This is a genomic window from Caproicibacter sp. (assembly GCF_046707225.1).
Lineage (GTDB): Bacteria > Bacillota > Clostridia > Oscillospirales > Acutalibacteraceae > Caproicibacter.
Map to the genome: position 1 here is coordinate 41,857 of NZ_JBJKOP010000047.1, position 19,131 is coordinate 60,987.

The following is a 19,131-nucleotide window of genomic DNA, read 5'->3' on the forward strand; positions in this document are numbered from 1 at the left end:
CCTCCGTAATCCTGCTACTTTCCGCTGCTGAGCTCCTTAATCTGGTCGCGCAGCCATGCGGCGTGCTCAAATTCCAGCAGCTTTGCGGCCGCCTTCATCTCCTTGGTCAATTCTTCTATCATTCGTTTCCGTTCGGAAGACGTAAGACGTTTGTGTTTCTTGCCGGAATCCGAATCTTCTCTTTTAGAACTGATTTCAAGAATGTCGGAAACATTCTTGACGATCGTTTTCGGCGTTATGCAGTGTTCCTGATTGTACCGCATCTGAATATCACGTCTGCGCTGGGTTTCCCGGATTGCCGCCTCCATGGAGGGCGTAACGGAATCTGCGTACATGATCACCTGTCCGTTCGCGTTTCGGGCCGCGCGGCCGATGGTCTGAATCAGGGAACGCTCGCTGCGAAGGAAGCCTTCCTTATCCGCGTCGAGGATGGAGACCAGAGAAACCTCCGGGATGTCCAGCCCCTCGCGCAAAAGGTTAATCCCGACCAGAACATCAAACTCGCCCAACCGCAAGTCGCGAATGATTTCCATTCGTTCAATTGTATCGATATCATGGTGCATATAGCGTACGCGAATTCCCATGGAATCCAGATAAGACGTAAGATCCTCCGACATTTTTTTGGTCAGCGTTGTGACCAGCACGCGTTCTTTCTTTGCAGTTCTCAGGTTGATTTCCGAAATCAGATCGTCGATCTGTCCCTCGGTCGGCTTTACAATGATTTCCGGGTCGATCAGTCCGGTCGGACGAATGACCTGTTCGACAATCTGCGCAGATTTTTCTTTTTCCAGGTCGCCCGGCGTCGCGCTGACAAAGACCGCCTGATTGATATGCCGATAAAATTCATCGAAATTCAGCGGGCGGTTATCATAAGCGGAAGGAAGGCGAAAGCCGAAGTTAATCAGCGTTTCCTTCCTAGCCCGGTCCCCCGCATACATGGAGCGAACCTGGGGCAGAGTGACATGGGACTCATCCACAAAAAGAAGAAAATCCTCTGGAAAATAGTCGAGCAGCGTAAACGGTGAACTGCCGGGTTCTCGCCCGGAAAGGACGCGGGAGTAGTTCTCAATTCCTTTACAAAACCCGATCTCCCCCAGCATTTCCATATCGTAACGCGTCCGCTCCTGTATGCGCTGCGCTTCGATCAGCTTATTCTGGCTTTGAAACAGCGCTACGCGTTCCTCCATCTCCCGGTTAATCTCGGAAATTGCGCGCATCATTTTTTCTCTCGGAACAATATAATGAGATGCGGGATAAATCGCGATATGCTTTAAGTCCGATTTAATATCGCCTGTAAGAGGATTGATTTCGCGGATTCTGTCGATCTCATCCCCAAAAAACTCCACGCGTACCGCCGTGTCGTTGGACTGGACGGGAAAAATCTCGACCACGTCGCCATGGACGCGAAACTTATTTCGGATAAAATTGACGTCGTTTCGTTCATACTGGATTTCGACCAGCTTTTTTAACAGCTCGTCGCGGTTTTTCTTCATTCCGGGGCGTAGAGAAATGACCATGGTCCGGTAATCGATTGGGTCGCCCAGACTGTAAATGCAGGAAACACTGGCGACAATAATCACGTCCCGGCGTTCAGAAAGCGCGGAAGTGGCGGAGTGCCTAAGTTTATCGATTTCGTCGTTAATTGCGGAGTCCTTCTCAATATAGGTATCCGTCGTGGGAATATATGCCTCTGGCTGGTAATAATCATAATAACTGACAAAATACTCCACGGCGTTTTCCGGAAAAAACTCACGAAATTCTGAACAAAGCTGTGCCGCAAGCGTTTTGTTATGGGCCAGCACCAAGGTCGGCCGGTTCATTTGGGCAATGACGTTTGCCATGGTAAACGTTTTTCCGGAGCCGGTTACTCCAAGCAGGGTTTGCTCCCGCTCCCCCTTGCCAAGCCCGTCCACCAATTGCCGAATCGCTTTCGGCTGGTCCCCGGTCGGTTGATATTGCGAAACCAGTTTAAAATCCATTTTTTACTCCAGTTCAGGGTTAAACAAATCCGGCATCAGTTTGCTTTTTGCAATCGAAAGATAATCGTTGCCGCTGACGATGATGTGGTCGATCAGCCTGACCTCCACCGTGTCCAGCGCCTCATAGACCCACCGCGTCGTACTCAGATCCTGCTTCGACGGCAGGCAATTTCCGCTTGGGTGATTATGGGATAAAATAGCGTAAACGGCGTCATACTGCACGGAGAGCCGGACAATCTTTTTAATGTAAATACTGGCGGAATTCACAGCTCCTTCATCCACAACGTCGCAGTACAGAACGCGGGTCTTGCTGTCCAGAAGCATCAAAACCACAACTTCGTTCTGGCGGCCGATAAATTTGTTCAACAGGCGCTTACCGGCTTCGTCGTAGCTGTAAATATAAGTTTTATCGCGGTCGAGATCCTCCTGATACCTTCGGCAAAGCTGAGGAATCAATTTAATCAGTGTTGCCGCCGACATTCCGATCCCGTTGACTTTCAGGAGTTCCTCAAACGGGGCGTCGAAAGTCCCGGACAGAGAACCGAATTTCTGCAGAAGCTGGTGCGCAATCGGATTTGTATCCTTAAGCGGAATCGCATAAAAAAGGAGAAGTTCCAAAACTGAGTGTGCCTGAAAAGAATCCAGCCCGGCGGCTAAAAATTGGCTTTTTACCCGTTCCCTGTGCCCTGCGTGCAGAGATTCCGTTTCGGGCTGCTTCTGATTTCCTGCAGAGGTGTTTTTCTCCAACAGCAGCCGCTCCCTTTTATTAAGAATCAGCTCTTTCTGCTGCCCGGTTTGACCGGAGCGGGGGCCCCCGCTTTGCAAAGAGGGCAGTCCTGAGGTTCCCATGACTCTACTTCCAGCGAAACAACCGCCTGATACGGAACGCCAAAATCAATTTTTCCCCCTGTGCGGTCCACAATAGAACCAACCCCGGCAACTACGCCTCCGCTTTTTCGAATAAGCTCTATTACTTCGCGCACAGAGCCTCCGGTTGTTACGACATCTTCCACCACAAGTATTCTTTGCCCAGGGGTCACGGCGAAGCCGCGGCGCAGAGTCATTTTGCCGTCCTCCCCGCGTTCGGTAAAGAAGTTTTCACATCCCAGCGCCCTGCTGACTTCATAAGCCATTTGCACAGCGCCCATTGCCGGCCCGATTACAATTTCAACACCTTCACTCTTATATTTCTCGGCAAGGGCAGCGCAAAGCTCCTCACTGTATTTGGTGTTTTGAAAAATTTTGGCACACTGAAGGTAGCGGTTGCTGTGCCGGCCGGAGGTCAGTTTGAAATGTCCTTCCAGCAAAACTCCCGCTTCGTTGAATAGTTCCAGAGCGCGTTCCTGAGTCATGCGTGAATCCCCTTTGTTTTTTCTTCTATTTTTTCTATTATATACTAAAATATATTATTTGAAAAGCCTTTTCGGGTTTTCGTTCCATTCAAATCATGATATAATCAATTTTATAGCCATTTTTATTCAGGAGATTATATAAATTATGAAAACAGTTGTAATCGGCGCGAATGACGCCGGACAAAGACTGGACAAATTCCTTACCAAATCGTTTCCAAACCTTCCTCAGTCCATGTTGTACAAGAGCATTCGCAAAAAAGATATTAAACTGAACGGCAAACGGTGCGGCATATCCGATCGGTTAGCGGAAAACGATGTGCTGTCGATGTATTTAAAGGATGAATTTTTCCAGACTCAGCCGAAACAATATGATTTTTTGAAGGCACCGGCCCGGTTGAATCTTGCATATGAAGACGATAATCTGCTTGTTTTGGACAAACAGCCCGGCCTGATTGTCCATCCCGATGAGACCTATCATTTTGATTCATTGATCGCGAGGGTTCAGCATTATCTTTTTGACAAGGGAGAATACAAACCCGATGAGGAAAGTTCATTTGCTCCCGCACTGATCAACCGAATTGACCGAAACACGGGCGGGCTCGTCATGGCGGCAAAAAATGCGGAAACTCTTCGCATTATGAATGAAAAAGTGAAACAGCGCGAACTGCAAAAGCTGTATCTTTGCGTTGTATGCGGCGTCCCGCAAAAAAAAGAAGCCACGCTGGAAGGATACCTGCAAAAAAACGAAACGCAAAACCGTGTTTACATTTCCGAAAGACCGGCAGCGGATTCCAGAACGATCAGAACCCGGTATCGGGTTCTGTCGGAGCGGAAAGAATTCAGCCTGCTGGAGGTGGAATTGCTGACCGGACGCACGCACCAGATCAGGGCTCATCTTGCTTCCATCGGTCATCCGCTGGCCGGGGACGGAAAATACGGAACCAACGCCCGCAATAAGGCATCGGGATTTCCTTATCAGGCCCTATATTCCTATAAGTTGAGATTTCGGTTTGTGTCCGATTCGGGGATTCTGGAATACTTGAACGGCAGGGAGATTGAAGCAAAGAACATCTGGTTTTTAAAGGAATTTTACCGCTTTCCCTGATGGGATGAGTTTTCACAAAATGATTGAAGGAGCGAAAATTGGATGCTTACTAAGGAAGGCTTCGACCGTTGGGCACCGGATTATGACAAAACAGTTTCACGGAACGAGAAAGAAAATTCTTACCCTTTCGCGGGCTATCAAAACGTTTTAACGGAGATTTATCATCGGGTTCGGTCAGGCAGCGGCTCAGCCGTGTTGGATCTTGGGTTTGGAACAGCTTCCCTTACCTCCCGCCTTTATTTGGATGGTTATGAGATTTTCGGTATGGATTTTTCAAAAGACATGCTTTGCTTGGCAAAGGAAAAAATGCCGAAGGCGGTACTGGCGCAGGGAGACTTTGCGGAAGGACTTCCGCAGGAGCTTGATCAAAGGAAATACGACTGTATCCTTGGTACCTACTCATTCCATCACGTTCCGGTGAACCGCAGAGCCAGCTTTTTTACCGGTCTTGCGGACCATTTGACAGAGAAAGGGCAGATTCTTATCGGGGACGTAGCTTTCCGGACCGCTGAGGAATATGAAACCTGCCACAGGAAATTCGCCGATATTTGGGACGAGGACGAATCTTATTTTACGGCACAGGAATTCATACGACAAATGAGTGATTTGCATCTTACCTGCGCGTTTCAGCCGATTTCGTTCTGTGCCGGGGTATTGACGCTTTGCCGCGAATCAACCAAATAAGACGGCGCCGGTGCGGCTTGCATCGGCGTCTTTGTCGCTTATGTGTTTTTATCAACCTGATGGAATTTTTTCAAGTTCCCGGTTTTTTCGCTCCGCTTCTCTAACTCCGACTCCACATCGCTTAACAAAATTCCTTCGTTTGCCATTAGCACGGTTAAATGATAAAGCAGGTCGGATATTTCAGCTACCGTATCGCTTTTTTTACCGTTTTTTGCAGCGATGATGACTTCGCTGCACTCTTCCCCGCATTTTTTCAGGATCTTATCAAGTCCCTGCTCAAATAAGTAGCAGGTGTAAGACCCCTCCTGATGTTCGTCCTTTCGGCTGATCACGGTATCATATAAATTCTGCAAAGCGTTACTCATCGGTATTCCTCCAGATTTCATTGAAAAAACAGCTGTGTGAACCGGTATGGCAAGCTGCGCCGGTCTGGCGGACAACAACCAGCAGGGTATCGTTGTCGCAGTCCCCAAGAATGCGGGTCACTTTCTGCACATGACCGGAAGTGGCTCCTTTGTTCCAGAGTTCCCTGCGGGAACGGCTGTAAAACCATGTATAGCCCGTTTCCAATGTTTTGCGCATGGATTCACGGTTCATATAGGCCAGCATCAAAACATCGCCTGTCCCCTCTTCCTGTACGACAGCGGGGAGCAGATCCGCTTTCTGAAAGAAGGGTTCGATCGTATCCTCCCGGATTTCCGTTCGATACAGATTCATACGGCCGAGCCCTCCCTTTCCATTTGCCTGCACAGCGTGACGGCGTCTTTCAAATCAAGCGTTCCTGCATAAAGCGATTTTCCGCAGATCGCGCCATACAGGTTTAAACCGGCAAGATCGGAGATATCTTTCAGGCTGCTGACGCCGCCGCTTGCGATAATACGACAGGAAACACTGTTTTGAAGCTGTTTTAGCATGGAAAGATTTGGCCCGGAAAGAGTTCCGTCACGGGATATGTCTGTAAAGATCAAACACTTTACACCAACCTGCTCCATCCGGCGAGCAAAACCGAGGGAGTCGATCGAGGAGGTTTCCGTCCAGCCGTTTTGAGCGACCATGCCGTCTCGCGCGTCAATCCCTACCGCAATCCGTTCCCCATACCGTTCCACCGCGGAAACAACGAGCTCCGGGTGATTGACTGCTGCCGTGCCGAGAATCACCCGGGAAATGCCGTTCTCAAGGTAGGCCTGGATCGTTTCCATGTCGCGGATTCCGCCTCCCACTTCAAGCCGAAGACCGGTTTCTTTCAAAATCCGCATCATTAATTCGGTGTTAATGGGTTTGGCTGCTTTGGCTCCGTTTAAATCCACAACGTGAAGCCACTGAGCCCCGGCCTCGCGAAATGAGCGTGCAGTTTCAACCGCATCTTCCGCCACGCGTCGCGCGGTGTTGTAATCGCCCTGGATCAGGCGGACGCATTCTCCGTCAATCAAGTCTATCGCCGGCAAAAGTATCACAGCAGTTCCTCCGATTCTTCCCTATAAGATTCCTTTCGTGGACAAAGGGCCGTTCCCCGCCGGGGCAACGGCAATCCGCATGGCGTGTCCCACCGCCTTAAACAGTGCTTCCGTCTGATGATGCGCGTTGTTTCCGTATTTTACCGAACCGTGAAGGGTGATTCCCGCATGAACGGCAAAGGCTCTGAAAAATTCCTCGGTCAGGCAGGAATCGTAATCGCCGATCCGCTCCTGCCGGAACTCTGCGTGAAATACAAGAAACGGGCGGCCGCTGATATCGACGGCCGCGAATGCAAGGGCTTCGTCCATCGGCACATAAAAACTTCCAAACCGCGCAATTCCGGAACGGTCACCAAGGGCCTCGGCAAACGCTTTTCCCAAAACAATGCCTGTGTCCTCCACCGTATGATGACCGTCGACGTTCAAATCACCGGAAGTTTTAATCTTTAATCCAAAACCACCGTGAACGGCGAATGAATTCAGCATGTGGTCAAAAAAACCGACACCCGTCACAATTTCTGTTTTCCCTCCGTCCAGGACCAACCGAGCGGAGCAGTTTGTTTCTTTTGTTACGCGATTCTGTTCGGAAACTCTCATACCGCGCACCCTCCCGTTTTATAAAATCTTTTTCAAGCATCGGATTAATTCCATGTTTTCTTCCGCGGTGCCAGCGGTGATCCGGATGTAATCCCCCATATACCGGACAACAATACCGGCTTTTTTAAGCCCCTCAAAAACACGCCTGCTTTCCAAGACACGAACCAGTATGAAATTTGTGACGCTGTCGTATACATGAATCTGATTGCAGTAAATTTGTTCCAGAGACTTCAACATGGAAGAAAGTTCTTTTCGGGATGCTTTGATTTCGGAAAGTCCGGCATCGAGCCAGCTTTTTTCTTTTAAAACGACGGCTCCTATTTTTTGGGAGCACGCGTTTACGTTATAAGGGGACTTTACCGCTCGAATCGCGTTTGCAATGGAAGGGTTGGCTACCGCGAATCCCAGCCGAAGCGCGGCCATTCCGATCATCTTGGAACAGGTGCGCAAAACAATTAAATTATCGTAGTTTCCCGCTTCCCGAAGGAATGATTGATCCCAGAAATCCATGTAAGCTTCATCCAAAACGATAAGGGCGTTGACGGAAGCGACCAGTTTCCGAACTTCTTCCCTCGAAAGGCCTCTGCCCGTCGGATTGCAGGGATTCGAAAAAACCAGCGCTTTGATGTCATATTCCTTGACAAGAGAAATCAACTCATCAAGGTCAATGGAAAAATCAGCTTTCTTTTGGTATTCAAGGCACTTCACTTCATTCAAATACCCATAAAACCGATACATGGAAAAATCGGGCGAGAGCGTCATAATCGCTTCGTCCTTCATGACAAAAGCACCGAGTATGACCGAAATCAACTCGTCGGAGCCGTTCCCTGCCGTGACGGATGCTTCATCCACGCCATAGAAGTCGGCAAAACTTTGGCAGAGCTCCTTGGCAAACGGATCCGGATAACGGTTAAAAACAACGCTTGCGGCCGCGTCCCTGATTTTAGTAAGTATTTCATCAGTCGGCTGAAGGAAAGATTCATTCGCATCCAGACGAATCGGAAAATCACCCAGAATCGGGTCGTATGGTTTCAGGTCCCTAATTTTTGAGTTTAGATTATAAGCCATTTGAATACCTCACTCGGATCGAATTGGCGTGCGCGGTCAATCCTTCCGCCTGAGCAAGCGTCATAATATCTTCTTTCACCGGCTCCAGCGCCTGCTTCGTATAATAGAGAAAGCTAGATTTTTTGACGAAACTGTCGACAGACAACGGCGAGAAAAAGCGGGCGGTTCCGCTTGTGGGAAGGACATGGTTTGGTCCGGCGAAATAATCGCCGAGCGGTTCGGGGGAATATTCACCAAGGAAGACCGAGCCGGCGTTGTCAATTCTGCCCAGATATTCCATCGGCTTTGAAACGCAAAGCTCCAGATGCTCCGGAGCGAGCTCATTCGCAAAAGCAACGGCATCATTCAGATTCTCGCAGACGATTACAGCCCCGTAATTTTCGAGCGACTTTTCAATCATTTCCCGGCGGAACAGGCTTTGAACTTGACGCGATATTTCTTTCACCGTTTCTTCCGCGACAGCACGCGAGGTTGTCAGAAGAATGGCGGAGGCAAGAACGTCGTGCTCCGCCTGAGACATCAGATCGGCTGCCAAAAAGGCGGGATTTGCCGTTTCATCCGCAAGAATCAGGATTTCGCTGGGTCCCGCGACCATATCGATGCCAACCGTACCGTAAAGCTGCTTTTTTGCCGTTGCGACGAATATGTTTCCGGGTCCGACTATTTTGTCGACCATCGGGATGGTTTCGGTTCCGTACGCCAGCGCGGCAATCGCCTGCGCTCCGCCGACCTGAAAAATTCTGTCAACGCCCGCAACGGAAGCGGCGGCAAGAATATTCGGGTTTGGCCTGCCGCCTTTCCCCGGCGGCGTCGTCATCACAATTTCACCGACGCCGGCAATTTTAGCCGGAATCGTGTTCATCAGAACGGAGGATGGATAAGCCGCAGTGCCGCCGGGAACATAAATACCCACACGCGACAACGCGTGAATACGCTGTCCCATCATCACGCCGTCCTGACGCGTCACAAACCAGCTTTGCTGCTTTTGCCGCTCGTGAAAGTCCCTGATATTCCGGGATGCTCGATCCAGCGCCGTTAGAAACGCAGGATCGCAGGATTGTACCGCCCGATGAATTTCCTCCTTGTCCAGTTCCATCTGTTCGGGAAGAGCGCCGTCAAATTTTAAAGTATAATCCCGAACCGCCGTGTCTCCGTGTGCTTGAACATCCTCGACAATTTTTGCAACCGTCCGTTCAATTTCCGGGCTTGATTTACTGCCTCGCCGTTTTAACTGCAAAATCAAATTTTTGCCTGCAGCGCCGTCTCCCTCGAGAATTTTCAGCACACTCTCTCCTCCTTAACGCTAGTCAGTTTTACAGACCGCTCCATTCGGTCTGTCAGAGCTTCTATTTCCGTTTTCCTGAGCTTCATGCTTGCCGCGTTGACAATCAGCCTTGCTGAAACGTCACAGATGGTTTCAATCACCGCTAAACCGTTTTCTTTCAGGGTTGTGCCCGTTTCAACAATATCTACAATCGCGTCGGAAAGCCCCAGAAGAGGGGCCAGCTCCACGGACCCTTCAATTTTAATCACCCGAATGTCCATTGCCTTGCTTTCAAAATAGCTGCGGGCAACGTGCGGATATTTTGACGCGATGGTTCTGGCGGAGTAGCCGCTGAAAAAGTCCGACCCGACAGGACCGGCAAGGGCAAATCTGCATTTTCCGAACCCAAGGTCAAGGATCTCGTAAAAGCTCCCGCCTTTTTCCATAATGGTATCTTTCCCAACGACTCCCAAATCGCAGACGCCGTGCTCTACATAAGTGATTACGTCCGCTGCCTTTGCGAGTACGACTTCCAGCCCATCCCCAACCGGAAGAATCAATTTTCTCCCCTTGCTGCGTACCGCGGAGCAATCGATGCCGATCTGTTCGAACAGGTTTACCGTGCTTTCTTCCAGCCTGCCCTTTGTCAGGGCGATTCTGAGTGGTTTCATTTTTACCAGCCTTATATCAGATTGATCGTTTTGATTGTTTCACCGACATAGTCGATTCGTTTGATTCCGCTTATTTGGGCGTAGGTGATCGCGTCGTCCTGCGTTTCAAAGACGCTGTTTTCACATCGCAGCCCCTTTGAGATCAGGTCGGAAGTATATTCAAGCGCCTTGACCTCATATCCGGCGTCTCCGTGAACCAAAATGTCCATTGGAAGTACCGGACATACGTTTCCGCGGTCAAGAAGGGTTTTCGCAATCGCATCCACATTGACCGCGAAACCGATTGCGGGCATCGGCTGTCCGAAATGTTCGAGCAGGTTGTCGTAGCGTCCACCAAGCAAAACCGCGTCGCCGAATTCTTCCACATATGCGCTGAACACGATCCCCGTATAATAATCATTTCGCTGGACAAGGCCAAGGTCGATCATGATCCGCCCGCTCTGTTCCAATTCGGAAAGGGAACGGTAAATTTTACGCAGATAGTCCAACGTTTGAACCAATCCCGAATCTTTGCAAAACGCCGAAGCCCGGTCAAAGACCTCTTCTCCGCCGAATAAGCGGGGAAGCTCCCTGAGCGCCTGCACATTCTCCCCCTGCGGGAGAGCATCCAGAATTCCGTTCAGCCGCGCATAGTTCTTCGTTTCGATCGCGGAGCGCACATCTTCCAGAAGATTTTCCCCGACGGAAATCTGCTGCGCAAGAGTGCGGAAAAAACCGGCGTGCCCGATTTCCAGGCGGTACCCCGGAACGCATTTGCCCAATGCTTCAACCGCCGCGGATAATACGTCCAGATCGGCCCGAATTCCTTCGGCACCCAAAAGCTCGATTCCGGTCTGTACGGATTCGTCGCTTTGTCCGGTTAATCCCGGATGGTTCCGGTAAATCGGCTGGGTATAATACAGCCGAATCGGCTTTGGCAAATTTTGAAGCCGCGTCGCGGTCAGCCGCGCGATCGGAAGCGTGGAATCCGGACGCATTACGATCAAACGTCCGTGCTGATCCGTCATTTTATACATGATATCCTGCGAGACGCCGGAAAAATCAGGATCGAACACATCGTAAAATTCCAATCCCGGCGTTACTACCTCATGAAAACCGCGGGAAGAAAACACATCGCTGATGGTTCTTTCGATATATCGTCTGGTAAGACACTCCTCAAACAGAAAATCCTTAGTGCCCTCCGGCGTAATTTTATTGTTTTTCTTCATGAATGCCGCTCCTTGTTTTCATGCGCGGTTCGCTTTACCGTGCTAATAGAATACCATACTAAAATCGCGCTGTCAACCGAATAATGACATTTGGCTGCTTTTCGGCAGATCTTTCAGAACCCCCGCGGCCTCAAATGTTTCAATCACGGATTTGGAAACTTTGGATCGGGTCTGAAGATCGTCCACGGAAATATAGGGGCCTCTCTTTCCCGCTTCCGCCAGACTGTTTGCCGCCGCTTCGCCTACCCCGGAGAGCGACAGAAACGGTAGCCGGATTTTCCCGTCTTCGACCAGATATTTTTTGGCTTCCGATTTGAACAGGTCAACCGGAAGGACCTCAATTCCCCTTGCCAGCATTTCGTTGACAATCTGAAAGGTTGAGTAGGCCGACTCTTCTTTGGCAGACGCTTCTTTTCCCTTCATGGCGATCTCGTTCATTCTGCGCCGAACCGCTTCCCGTCCCTGCATTACAAGCGCGCCGTCAAAGTCCTCTCCGCGCACGGTAAAGTATGCGGCGTAATATTCCACCGGGCGGTGGACTTTGTACCAGCCAAGGCGCAAAGTCGAAATCATATATGCCGCGGCATGGGCTTTCGGGAACATATATTTGATTTTCATGCAGGAGTCGATATACCATTGCGGAACATCATGATCCTTCATCGCCTGGATGTAATCTTCGGTCAGCAGCTTCGGCGCCTTGCCCTTTCGGGTGATTTCCATGATTTTAAACGCCATTTTCGGTTCCAGGCCTTTGTGCAGCAGATAAGTCATAATGCTGTCGCGCGTTCCGATGACCTCTGAAATGGTGCAGGTCCCGTTTTTAATCAATTCCTGCGCGTTGCCCAGCCACACGTCGGTACCGTGGGACAGCCCGGAAATCTGGAGCAGATCCGAAAAGGTTTTTGGGTTGGAATCCATCAGCATCTGCCGTACGAAGCTGGTGCCTACTTCCGGAAGTGAAAAGGTGCCGGTCTGAGAGTCGATATCCTCCGGCTTGACCCCAAGCGCTTCCGTGGAGGTAAACAGCGACATGACCTGCGGGTCGCTCATGGAAACGTCCATGACGGGAATTCCGGTGTAATCCTCCAGATAGCGGTAAATCGTCGGAACATCATGGCCCAGCTCGTCCAGCTTGCAAATCGTGTCATGAATGGAGTGAAAATCGAAATGAGTCGTAATGTTGTCGGAATTCTGGTCGTTGGCCGGATGCTGAACCGGGCAGAAATCAAAAACTTCTTTTCCCTTCGGCACGACCACCATTCCTCCGGGATGCTGCCCTGTCGTTCGCTTGACCCCCGTGCAGCCGGTGGCCAGGCGGAGCTCTTCCGCCCTGTGGAGGACAAGCCCCTTTTCTTCCTCATATTTCTTCACAAAGCCCAGCGCCGTCTTATCCGCAACCGTAGCGATTGTCCCGGCCTTGAACACGTGATCTTTGCCGAACAGCGTTTCCGTGTAGCGGTGGGCGCTCGACTGATATTCGCCGGAAAAGTTCAGGTCGATATCGGGGGTCTTGTCCCCGTCGAAGCCAAGAAAGGTTTCAAACGGAATCGTATGCCCGTCCCGGTTGTATTCCGCACCGCAGACCGGGCATTTTTTCGGCGGAAGATCAAACCCGCTGCCGATGCTGCCGTCGGTTACAAATTCGCTGTGCTTGCAGTTTGGACAAACATAATGCGGTTCCAGCGGGTTTACCTCTGAAATGCCCGCCAGATTGGCAACGAAAGACGAACCGACCGACCCACGGGAACCGACCAGGTAACCGTGCGCCACGGAATCCGCGACCAGCTTCTGAGCAATCATGTAAAGAATCGAGAAACCGTGTTTCGTAATAGAACCCAGCTCGCGTTCCAGTCTTTTCTGAACCAGCTCCGGCAGAGGGTCGCCGTACAGTTCCTTCGCGCGCGTCCATGTGATGCTCGTAAGCTGTTCCTCCGCTCCTTCGATGAACGGCGGAAACGTCCCCTCGGGAATCGGCCGGATTTCCTCAACCATATTTGCAATTTTGTTGGTGTTCGTCACGACGACTTCATAGGCTTTTTCTTTTCCCAAATAGGCAAATTCCCGGAGCATTTCCTTCGTTGTCCGAAAATATAGCGGCGCCTGTTCGTCCGTATCTTTAAAGCCGAGGCCCTGCATCAGGATTTTCCTGTAATCCCCGTCCTTCGGGTCCATAAAGTGAACATCGCAGGTTGCGACAACCGGCAGATTCAGCTTTTCACCTAATTTTACGATGGTGCGGTTAAACCCTTTGATTTTTTCCTCATCGGGAACAAGCCCCTCCCGCACCATAAAACGATTGTTCCCGACCGGCTGAATTTCCAGGTAGTCGTAAAACGACGCAATTTCGCACAGAGTGGACCAAGGCTGCGCCCCGGTGATTGCCCGGTAAAGTTCTCCGGCTTCACAGGCGCTGCCGACCAAAAGACCTTCCCGGTATTTGATCAGTTCCGATTTCGGGATTCTCGGATTCCGGTAGAAGTACTCCAGATGAGACTTTGATATCAGTTTGTACAGGTTTTTCAGACCGATCTGGTTTTTCGCCAGCAGGATCATATGGTATGACTTCATCTTTTTAATATCGCCGCCGGCAAGGCAGCTATTGATATCCTGCACCGTTTTTGCGCTGGTATCCTCCTGTAAACGCTGAATCAGCCTTAAAAAGATCTGACCGAGTACCATGGCGTCGTCGCAGGCCCTGTGGTGGTTGAAGGGATCGAGTTTCAGATATTTTGCGACCGTGTCGAGCTTAGCGTTTTTAATTCCTTTTAGAAGCGAACGGCACATCGGAACGGTGTCTATGTATGTATTTGTGAATTCAAAGCCGTTTCGCCCGGCGGCTACCCGGATGAAAGAGGTATCGAAATCGGCGTTATGGGCGATCAGCACCGCATCTTTTCCGCAAAATTGAAAGAACTGTTCCAACGCCTGACGTTCCGAAGGCGCATCCTTTACCATTTCGTCCGTGATTCCAGTCAGCTCGGTTATCTTCGCAGGTATTCCGCGTTCCGGGTAGACGAATGAGTCGAAGGAATCGGTTATTTCGCCGTTTACAATGCGAACCGCGCCGATTTCCGTAATCCGGTCCGCGGATGGGCTCAGACCTGTCGTTTCAATATCAAACGAGATAAATTCGCCGGAAAGCTCCCTGACGGAATCGCCTTTGACAGCGGGAACCAGATCATTGACGAAATAGGCTTCGGAACCATAAAGGATTTTAATCGGTTGGCCTTTCTTTTTCAGTTCCTCCGCCGCGTTCATCGCGTCCGGATAGGCCTGCGCAACTCCATGGTCCGTGATTGCTACAGCAGTATGCCCCCATTTGGCCGCTCTGTGAATCAGGTCTGATGCGGAGTTGACTCCGTCCATGGCGGACATTGTGGTGTGCATGTGCAGTTCCACACGCTTGTCCTGAGCATCGTCTGTAACCTCTACCTGCTTTACAGTCGCAATGCTTTTGGGACGCAAGACGATTTCATGGTCATATTTGTCGTATTCCACATCGCCGCGCACCAGAACAGACATTCCTTTTGCCAGTGTGTCCAGCATCTTGCACTGGGTTGCCATCTCTATAATCTTGAGCGTAATGGAACTGGTGTAATCCGTAATATTGACGGAATAAATCTTTCGCTGCCTGTCGCGCGTCGCCTTCTGGTCCACAGAAAATATTTCTCCCCATATGGTTGCACTGCCGATATCCGGAGTGATCTTTGAAATTGGGATCGGTTTGGCCCGCGGCAGATGTCCGTAAATTTCTCTTGCGCTGTCAAGAATAACCGTGGGGTACAGCGTATCCCCTTCGCGGACGCTGATGGTTTTGGCGGTGGTTTTCTGCCTCAGGGAGGCTTCTTCCGATTCGATCTGTTCAGAAGTTTCCTGTCTGCGGCGAGCCTCTTCTTTCACAAGCTTTCTGTTAATAAACGCCGCCGCACCCTCCTCCGCAGCCAGAACGCCGCCGAATTCAACGACCAGACTGATTCCGAATTCCTCACGGATCAGTTCGGTAAGCATTCTATCCACATGGCGGGCCAAGAGCATGTCTCCGCCGCCATGTTTAAGCTCGATCAGCAGCTTTCCGTTTTCCAGCTTTGCCTCGGAATCCGTCAGAGTTCCGTTCAGGCTTGCTTCACGGCGCTTCAGCTCCATAATCAGGCTCGGAAAATATTCCGTTGAAAAAGAAGCCTGCGGAAATGTTGGTTTCACGCAGGCTTTTGAGAGACGAAGCGGCTTGCAGGAGACAATGCTGCGTTCCACATGATCCAGGATGTTCCGTTCCACAAGGTCGGGAAAAAGGACATTTGCCGTAAGCATTCTAACGGCCGAATCGATCTGAATAGAAGCGATCGTGCCTTCCCGAACCGGTTCCGGAAACCGGGATATATCTATGTATTCGTGAAAAAAATCTCCAAACTTCTTCAAGCGACATTCATCCTTTACATTTGTTCGATTTCCCGTAAAAGAGTTTCGACCAGTTGATCCTCCGGAACTCTTTTGATAATTTTCCCTTTTTTAAAAAGCAACCCTACTCCGTCACCCCCGGCAATTCCGATATCCGCCTCTCTGGCTTCCCCCGGTCCGTTGACGGCACAGCCCATCAGAGCAACCGTCAAATCCTTCGTGCAGCCGGCTAGGCACTTCTCGACTTCATCTACAATGGAAATCAGATCGATCCGGGTCCTGCCGCAGGTAGGGCACGAAACAATCCGAATTCCTCCCCTTAAAGAAAGAGCTTTCAAAAGATCGATGCCGGCTTCTATTTCGCGCACTGGATCAGCGGTTAGAGACACTCGAATCGTATCGCCGATCCCCCTTTGCAGCAGAGAACCGATACCGATCGCAGATTTAATCAGTCCCATTCGTTCGCTGCCCGCTTCCGTTACACCGAGATGAAGCGGGTAATCGCATTGTTCCGCTATCAGTTCATTCGCCTGAATCATATGATTGACATCGGACGATTTAATCGATATGACAATATCATCAAATTGAAATTTTTCCAACAGGGAAGCATGGCGCAAAGCGCTTTCCGCAAGCGCCTGCGGGGTCGGTCCGCCATACTTTTCCAGCAATTCCTTTTCAAGAGAGCCGGAATTCACGCCGATTCTAATCGGTATTTGTCTGTCGGCGCAGGCGGCCGCCACTTCCCTGACGCGTTCGTCGGAACCGATATTGCCGGGGTTGATTCTGATTGCGTCGGCTCCCGCCTCCGCACTGGCAAGTGCAAGACGGTAATCGAAATGAATATCCGCGACCAGCGGAATATTTACCGACTGCTTGATTGCAGGGATCAGAGCAGCCGATTCGGCATTCGGCACTGCGACGCGCAGAATCTCACATCCCGCTTTTTCCAGAGCCTTGGCCTGGGAGACATTTCCGTTCAGATCGACAGCGGGACGGCTCAGCATCGACTGCACCGTAATCTTTGCTCCGCCTCCCACCGCGACAGACCCGACATGGACTGTTTTTGAAATTCTCATGCTCCGCCCAATCCTTTTCCTGTAATTAAACGAAGAATGTCGCTATAGGTCACGATTACCATAAAACCCATCAGCAGGCAAAATCCCGCCGTTTCAACAATTCCGACGTATTTCTGCTGCAGAGGCTTGCGGCGGACGGCCTCCACGAAAAGAAACAGAACTTTTCCCCCGTCAAGCGCGGGAAAAGGCATCAGATTGACTACTCCAAGGTTGACGGTCAGAACCATAATCATATACAGAATATTGTTGAGTCCCGCAATAAAACTCTGTGCAAGCCCGGCGGAAGCAGCCTGGTTGATCGCGCTGACCGCTCCGACAGGCCCCGCAACATCATTAAACCCAAATTTTCCGGTTGCGAATCCCACGAGGCTGTACCAAACCATGCGGACCGTGGAAACCGTATCCTGAAAAGATTTTGTAATCAGCGTGCCGAAATTCTTATCGATCGGCAGCACATAAAAGTCTAAAGTAAGAATGCTCTTGCCGTTCACTTTCCGGCTGTTGAATTTGACATTGTCGAATGTGAGTGCTTTCCCGTTCCGCAGCACTTCAATATCAACGGAATTAGGATTTGCCGTCGCAAGGGCGAAGCTCAGGTCACGGTCCCCATAAATCCGGTAATGGTCGACGGAGATAAATTCATCCCCTCTCTTCAATCCGGCCTGCTGCAGCGCCGAATTCTGATCAAACTGCGAAACGGTGGTGGAAGAAAACGCGCTTTCCTGCCCCAAGATCGTCATCATTAAAACGAGCCCGAGCAAAATGTTCATGACGGCTCCCATGACAACGACCAGGAATCGCTTCCAAACAGGCTTTTGGCCAAAGGACCCGGTATCGGCGCTTTCTTCGTCCTCACCCTCCATGGCACAGAAGCCGCCGATCGGCAGCAGGCGAAGGGAATAACGAGTTTCTTTTCCCTGTTTATGAAAAAGGGTAGGCCCCATTCCAATCGCAAATTCATTGACTCGAATCCCGCATAACTTAGCGGTAAAAAAATGGCCGAATTCATGGATAAAAATCATAAATCCGAATAGCAGAACAGCAATGATAATCAAAATTGCTTTTATGATGATAATCACCTCTCAGGTAGTAACTTTGCTCAAAACGAAACTGCGAGCACGCGCATCGGCCCGCAGAACATCTTCGACACTCCGCACCTCATCCACGTCAGGCTGATGCTCCATCGCTTCCCAAACCAACTCTCCAATTTCCAAAAAGGAAATCTTGTGGTCCAAAAACAGCTTCACTGCCACTTCGTTTGCTCCGTTCGCCGCTGCAGGCGCAAGGCCACCGCGCCTTAGCGCGCGTCTGCACGCCGCAAGACAGCGAAACGTCTTTTCGTCCGCATTTGAAAATGTCAGAGTACCGTATTTTGCCAAATCAAGAATATCCGTATCGGAGGAAAGACGTTCCGGATAGGTGAGGGCATACTGAATCGGAAGATGCATATCGGGGACACCGAGCTGCGCGATTACGGACCGGTCTTCAAATTCCACCATGGAATGAATGACGCTTTCCCTTTGCACCAGTACGTCGATTCTATCATCCGGGAGTCCGAAAAGCCAGGAGGCTTCAATAATTTCCAGGCCCTTGTTCATCATGGTCGAGGAATCAATCGTAACCTTCGGCCCCATATGCCAGTTCGGATGTTTTAACGCCTGTTCCGGAGTTACGCTTTTCAAATCTTGCAATGTTTTTCCGAAAAAAGGTCCGCCGGAAGCTGTCAGAAGGATCCTGCGAATTGCTTTTTTCCCGGGACTGCCCTGCAGACATTGGAATACCGCGGAATGTTCGCTGTCAACGGGAAGAATCCGAACATGTCGCTCTTCCGCTTCCCGCATGACCAGCGCGCCGCCGGCTACCAGTGTTTCCTTGTTGGAAAGCGCTACATCCTTTCCGGCGCGAATCGCCGCAAGAGTCGGGCGAAGTCCGACCATTCCGACGACGGAATTGCAAACAAGGCCTGCCGTTGGCAGGCAGGCCGCTTCGCATAAGCCGTCCATTCCCTGCACTACCCTGACAGGCAGGTCGCTGACCGCCGTTTTTAGTTTTAAAGCAGCGGCCGGATCAAAGACCGCTGCAACCTGGGGGCGAAATTCCCGGATCTGTTCTTCCAGCAGGCCGACGTTTTTTGCTGCCGCCAGCGCACAGATTTTCAGACCCAGTCTTCTCGCGACATCCAAAGTTTGGGTGCCGATGGACCCCGTGGATCCCAAAACGGATAAACATTGTTTCATTATTATTCACCAATTGTTTTGATTATTGCAATCTATGAGAA

The 19,131-nt window shown here is 50.6% G+C and carries 17 protein-coding genes; 2 read left to right on the top strand and 15 right to left on the bottom strand.

Translation table 11 applies throughout. The features are described from left to right. Window positions 1–14: 14 nt before the first annotated feature. From uvrB to pyrE, 3 genes are read right to left on the bottom strand one after another with little or no spacing between them, the layout of a single operon-like run. On the bottom strand, window positions 15–1,979 hold the full coding sequence (gene uvrB / locus ACLQ3M_RS13320) for an excinuclease ABC subunit UvrB (RefSeq protein WP_411678179.1): 1,965 nt from the start codon (window positions 1,977–1,979) through the stop codon (window positions 15–17). A 3-nt stretch (window positions 1,980–1,982) separates the two neighbouring features. After that, window positions 1,983–2,828 carry a JAB domain-containing protein gene (locus ACLQ3M_RS13325; protein WP_411678180.1) on the bottom strand — a complete coding sequence of 282 codons (846 nt, stop codon included), beginning with the start codon at window positions 2,826–2,828 and terminating at the stop codon, window positions 1,983–1,985. After that, entirely contained in the window at window positions 2,753–3,331 is a 579-nt protein-coding gene (pyrE, locus tag ACLQ3M_RS13330) for an orotate phosphoribosyltransferase (protein WP_411678181.1), read from the bottom strand. The genes ACLQ3M_RS13325 and pyrE overlap by 76 nt, the downstream gene beginning before the upstream one ends. Before the next feature lie 145 nt (window positions 3,332–3,476). On the opposite strand from pyrE, the gene ACLQ3M_RS13335 reads away from it, so the two are divergent. Then, window positions 3,477–4,436: an RluA family pseudouridine synthase gene (locus ACLQ3M_RS13335; protein WP_411678182.1), complete on the top strand. Its 960-nt coding sequence runs from the start codon at window positions 3,477–3,479 to the stop codon at window positions 4,434–4,436. Window positions 4,437–4,478: 42 nt separating this feature from the next. After that, window positions 4,479–5,120 (top strand): class I SAM-dependent DNA methyltransferase, encoded by a 642-nt coding sequence (locus ACLQ3M_RS13340; protein ID WP_411678183.1) that lies wholly within the window; start codon window positions 4,479–4,481, stop codon window positions 5,118–5,120. Window positions 5,121–5,158: 38 nt separating this feature from the next. Here ACLQ3M_RS13340 and hisE read toward each other — a convergent pair whose 3' ends face one another. The 12 genes from hisE to ACLQ3M_RS13400 form a co-directional block, all read right to left on the bottom strand. After that, window positions 5,159–5,485 (bottom strand): phosphoribosyl-ATP diphosphatase, encoded by a 327-nt coding sequence (gene hisE / locus ACLQ3M_RS13345; RefSeq protein ID WP_411678184.1) that lies wholly within the window; start codon window positions 5,483–5,485, stop codon window positions 5,159–5,161. After that, window positions 5,478–5,837, bottom strand: a complete 360-nt coding sequence (hisI, locus tag ACLQ3M_RS13350) for a phosphoribosyl-AMP cyclohydrolase (RefSeq protein WP_411678185.1) — start codon at window positions 5,835–5,837, stop codon at window positions 5,478–5,480. The genes hisE and hisI overlap by 8 nt, the downstream gene beginning before the upstream one ends. Beyond that, window positions 5,834–6,574, bottom strand: coding sequence for a 1-(5-phosphoribosyl)-5-[(5-phosphoribosylamino)methylideneamino]imidazole-4-carboxamide isomerase (gene hisA, locus ACLQ3M_RS13355; protein ID WP_411678186.1), 741 nt, complete (start codon window positions 6,572–6,574; stop codon window positions 5,834–5,836). Before hisA ends, hisI begins: the two co-directional genes overlap by 4 nt. A gap of 21 nt (window positions 6,575–6,595) precedes the next feature. After that, window positions 6,596–7,171 (bottom strand): imidazoleglycerol-phosphate dehydratase HisB, encoded by a 576-nt coding sequence (hisB, locus tag ACLQ3M_RS13360; protein WP_411678187.1) that lies wholly within the window; start codon window positions 7,169–7,171, stop codon window positions 6,596–6,598. An 18-nt stretch (window positions 7,172–7,189) separates the two neighbouring features. Continuing rightward, on the bottom strand, window positions 7,190–8,239 hold the full coding sequence (gene hisC / locus ACLQ3M_RS13365; protein WP_411678188.1) for a histidinol-phosphate transaminase: 1,050 nt from the start codon (window positions 8,237–8,239) through the stop codon (window positions 7,190–7,192). Continuing rightward, entirely contained in the window at window positions 8,229–9,524 is a 1,296-nt protein-coding gene (gene hisD, locus ACLQ3M_RS13370) for a histidinol dehydrogenase (protein WP_411678189.1), read from the bottom strand. Before hisD ends, hisC begins: the two co-directional genes overlap by 11 nt. After that, a complete protein-coding gene (hisG, locus tag ACLQ3M_RS13375; protein ID WP_411678190.1) occupies window positions 9,518–10,174 on the bottom strand; it encodes an ATP phosphoribosyltransferase in 657 nt (218 codons plus the stop codon). Before hisG ends, hisD begins: the two co-directional genes overlap by 7 nt. An 11-nt stretch (window positions 10,175–10,185) precedes the next feature. Further along, complete coding sequence (gene hisZ, locus ACLQ3M_RS13380; protein WP_411678191.1) at window positions 10,186–11,382, bottom strand: ATP phosphoribosyltransferase regulatory subunit; 1,197 nt, start codon at window positions 11,380–11,382, stop codon at window positions 10,186–10,188. A 72-nt stretch (window positions 11,383–11,454) separates the two neighbouring features. Beyond that, the gene (locus tag ACLQ3M_RS13385) at window positions 11,455–15,798 is read right to left on the bottom strand and encodes a PolC-type DNA polymerase III (RefSeq protein WP_411678192.1); all 4,344 of its coding nucleotides are present in this window, start codon (window positions 15,796–15,798) and stop codon (window positions 11,455–11,457) included. 14 nt (window positions 15,799–15,812) lie between these two features. Continuing rightward, window positions 15,813–16,853 carry a flavodoxin-dependent (E)-4-hydroxy-3-methylbut-2-enyl-diphosphate synthase gene (gene ispG, locus ACLQ3M_RS13390; protein WP_411678193.1) on the bottom strand — a complete coding sequence of 347 codons (1,041 nt, stop codon included), beginning with the start codon at window positions 16,851–16,853 and terminating at the stop codon, window positions 15,813–15,815. Beyond that, window positions 16,850–17,932, bottom strand: coding sequence for a M50 family metallopeptidase (locus ACLQ3M_RS13395; RefSeq protein WP_411678194.1), 1,083 nt, complete (start codon window positions 17,930–17,932; stop codon window positions 16,850–16,852). Before ACLQ3M_RS13395 ends, ispG begins: the two co-directional genes overlap by 4 nt. Window positions 17,933–17,935: 3 nt before the next feature. Further along, complete coding sequence (locus ACLQ3M_RS13400) at window positions 17,936–19,090, bottom strand: 1-deoxy-D-xylulose-5-phosphate reductoisomerase (RefSeq protein ID WP_411678195.1); 1,155 nt, start codon at window positions 19,088–19,090, stop codon at window positions 17,936–17,938. Between the last annotated feature and the right edge of the window lie 41 nt (window positions 19,091–19,131).

Bases quoted from the DNA above. Each gene is read 5' to 3' on its own strand.
- uvrB (WP_411678179.1), bottom strand. From the start codon at position 1,979: ATGGATTTTAAACTGGTTTCGCAATATCAACCGACCGGGGACCAGCCG.
- ACLQ3M_RS13325 (WP_411678180.1), bottom strand. From the start codon at position 2,828: ATGGGAACCTCAGGACTGCCCTCTTTGCAAAGCGGGGGCCCCCGCTCC.
- pyrE (WP_411678181.1), bottom strand. From the start codon at position 3,331: ATGACTCAGGAACGCGCTCTGGAACTATTCAACGAAGCGGGAGTTTTG.
- ACLQ3M_RS13335 (WP_411678182.1), top strand. From the start codon at position 3,477: ATGAAAACAGTTGTAATCGGCGCGAATGACGCCGGACAAAGACTGGAC.
- ACLQ3M_RS13340 (WP_411678183.1), top strand. From the start codon at position 4,479: ATGCTTACTAAGGAAGGCTTCGACCGTTGGGCACCGGATTATGACAAA.
- hisE (WP_411678184.1), bottom strand. From the start codon at position 5,485: ATGAGTAACGCTTTGCAGAATTTATATGATACCGTGATCAGCCGAAAG.
- hisI (WP_411678185.1), bottom strand. From the start codon at position 5,837: ATGAATCTGTATCGAACGGAAATCCGGGAGGATACGATCGAACCCTTC.
- hisB (WP_411678187.1), bottom strand. From the start codon at position 7,171: ATGAGAGTTTCCGAACAGAATCGCGTAACAAAAGAAACAAACTGCTCC.
- hisC (WP_411678188.1), bottom strand. From the start codon at position 8,239: ATGGCTTATAATCTAAACTCAAAAATTAGGGACCTGAAACCATACGAC.
- hisG (WP_411678190.1), bottom strand. From the start codon at position 10,174: ATGAAACCACTCAGAATCGCCCTGACAAAGGGCAGGCTGGAAGAAAGC.
- hisZ (WP_411678191.1), bottom strand. From the start codon at position 11,382: ATGAAGAAAAACAATAAAATTACGCCGGAGGGCACTAAGGATTTTCTG.
- ispG (WP_411678193.1), bottom strand. From the start codon at position 16,853: ATGAGAATTTCAAAAACAGTCCATGTCGGGTCTGTCGCGGTGGGAGGC.
- ACLQ3M_RS13400 (WP_411678195.1), bottom strand. From the start codon at position 19,090: ATGAAACAATGTTTATCCGTTTTGGGATCCACGGGGTCCATCGGCACC.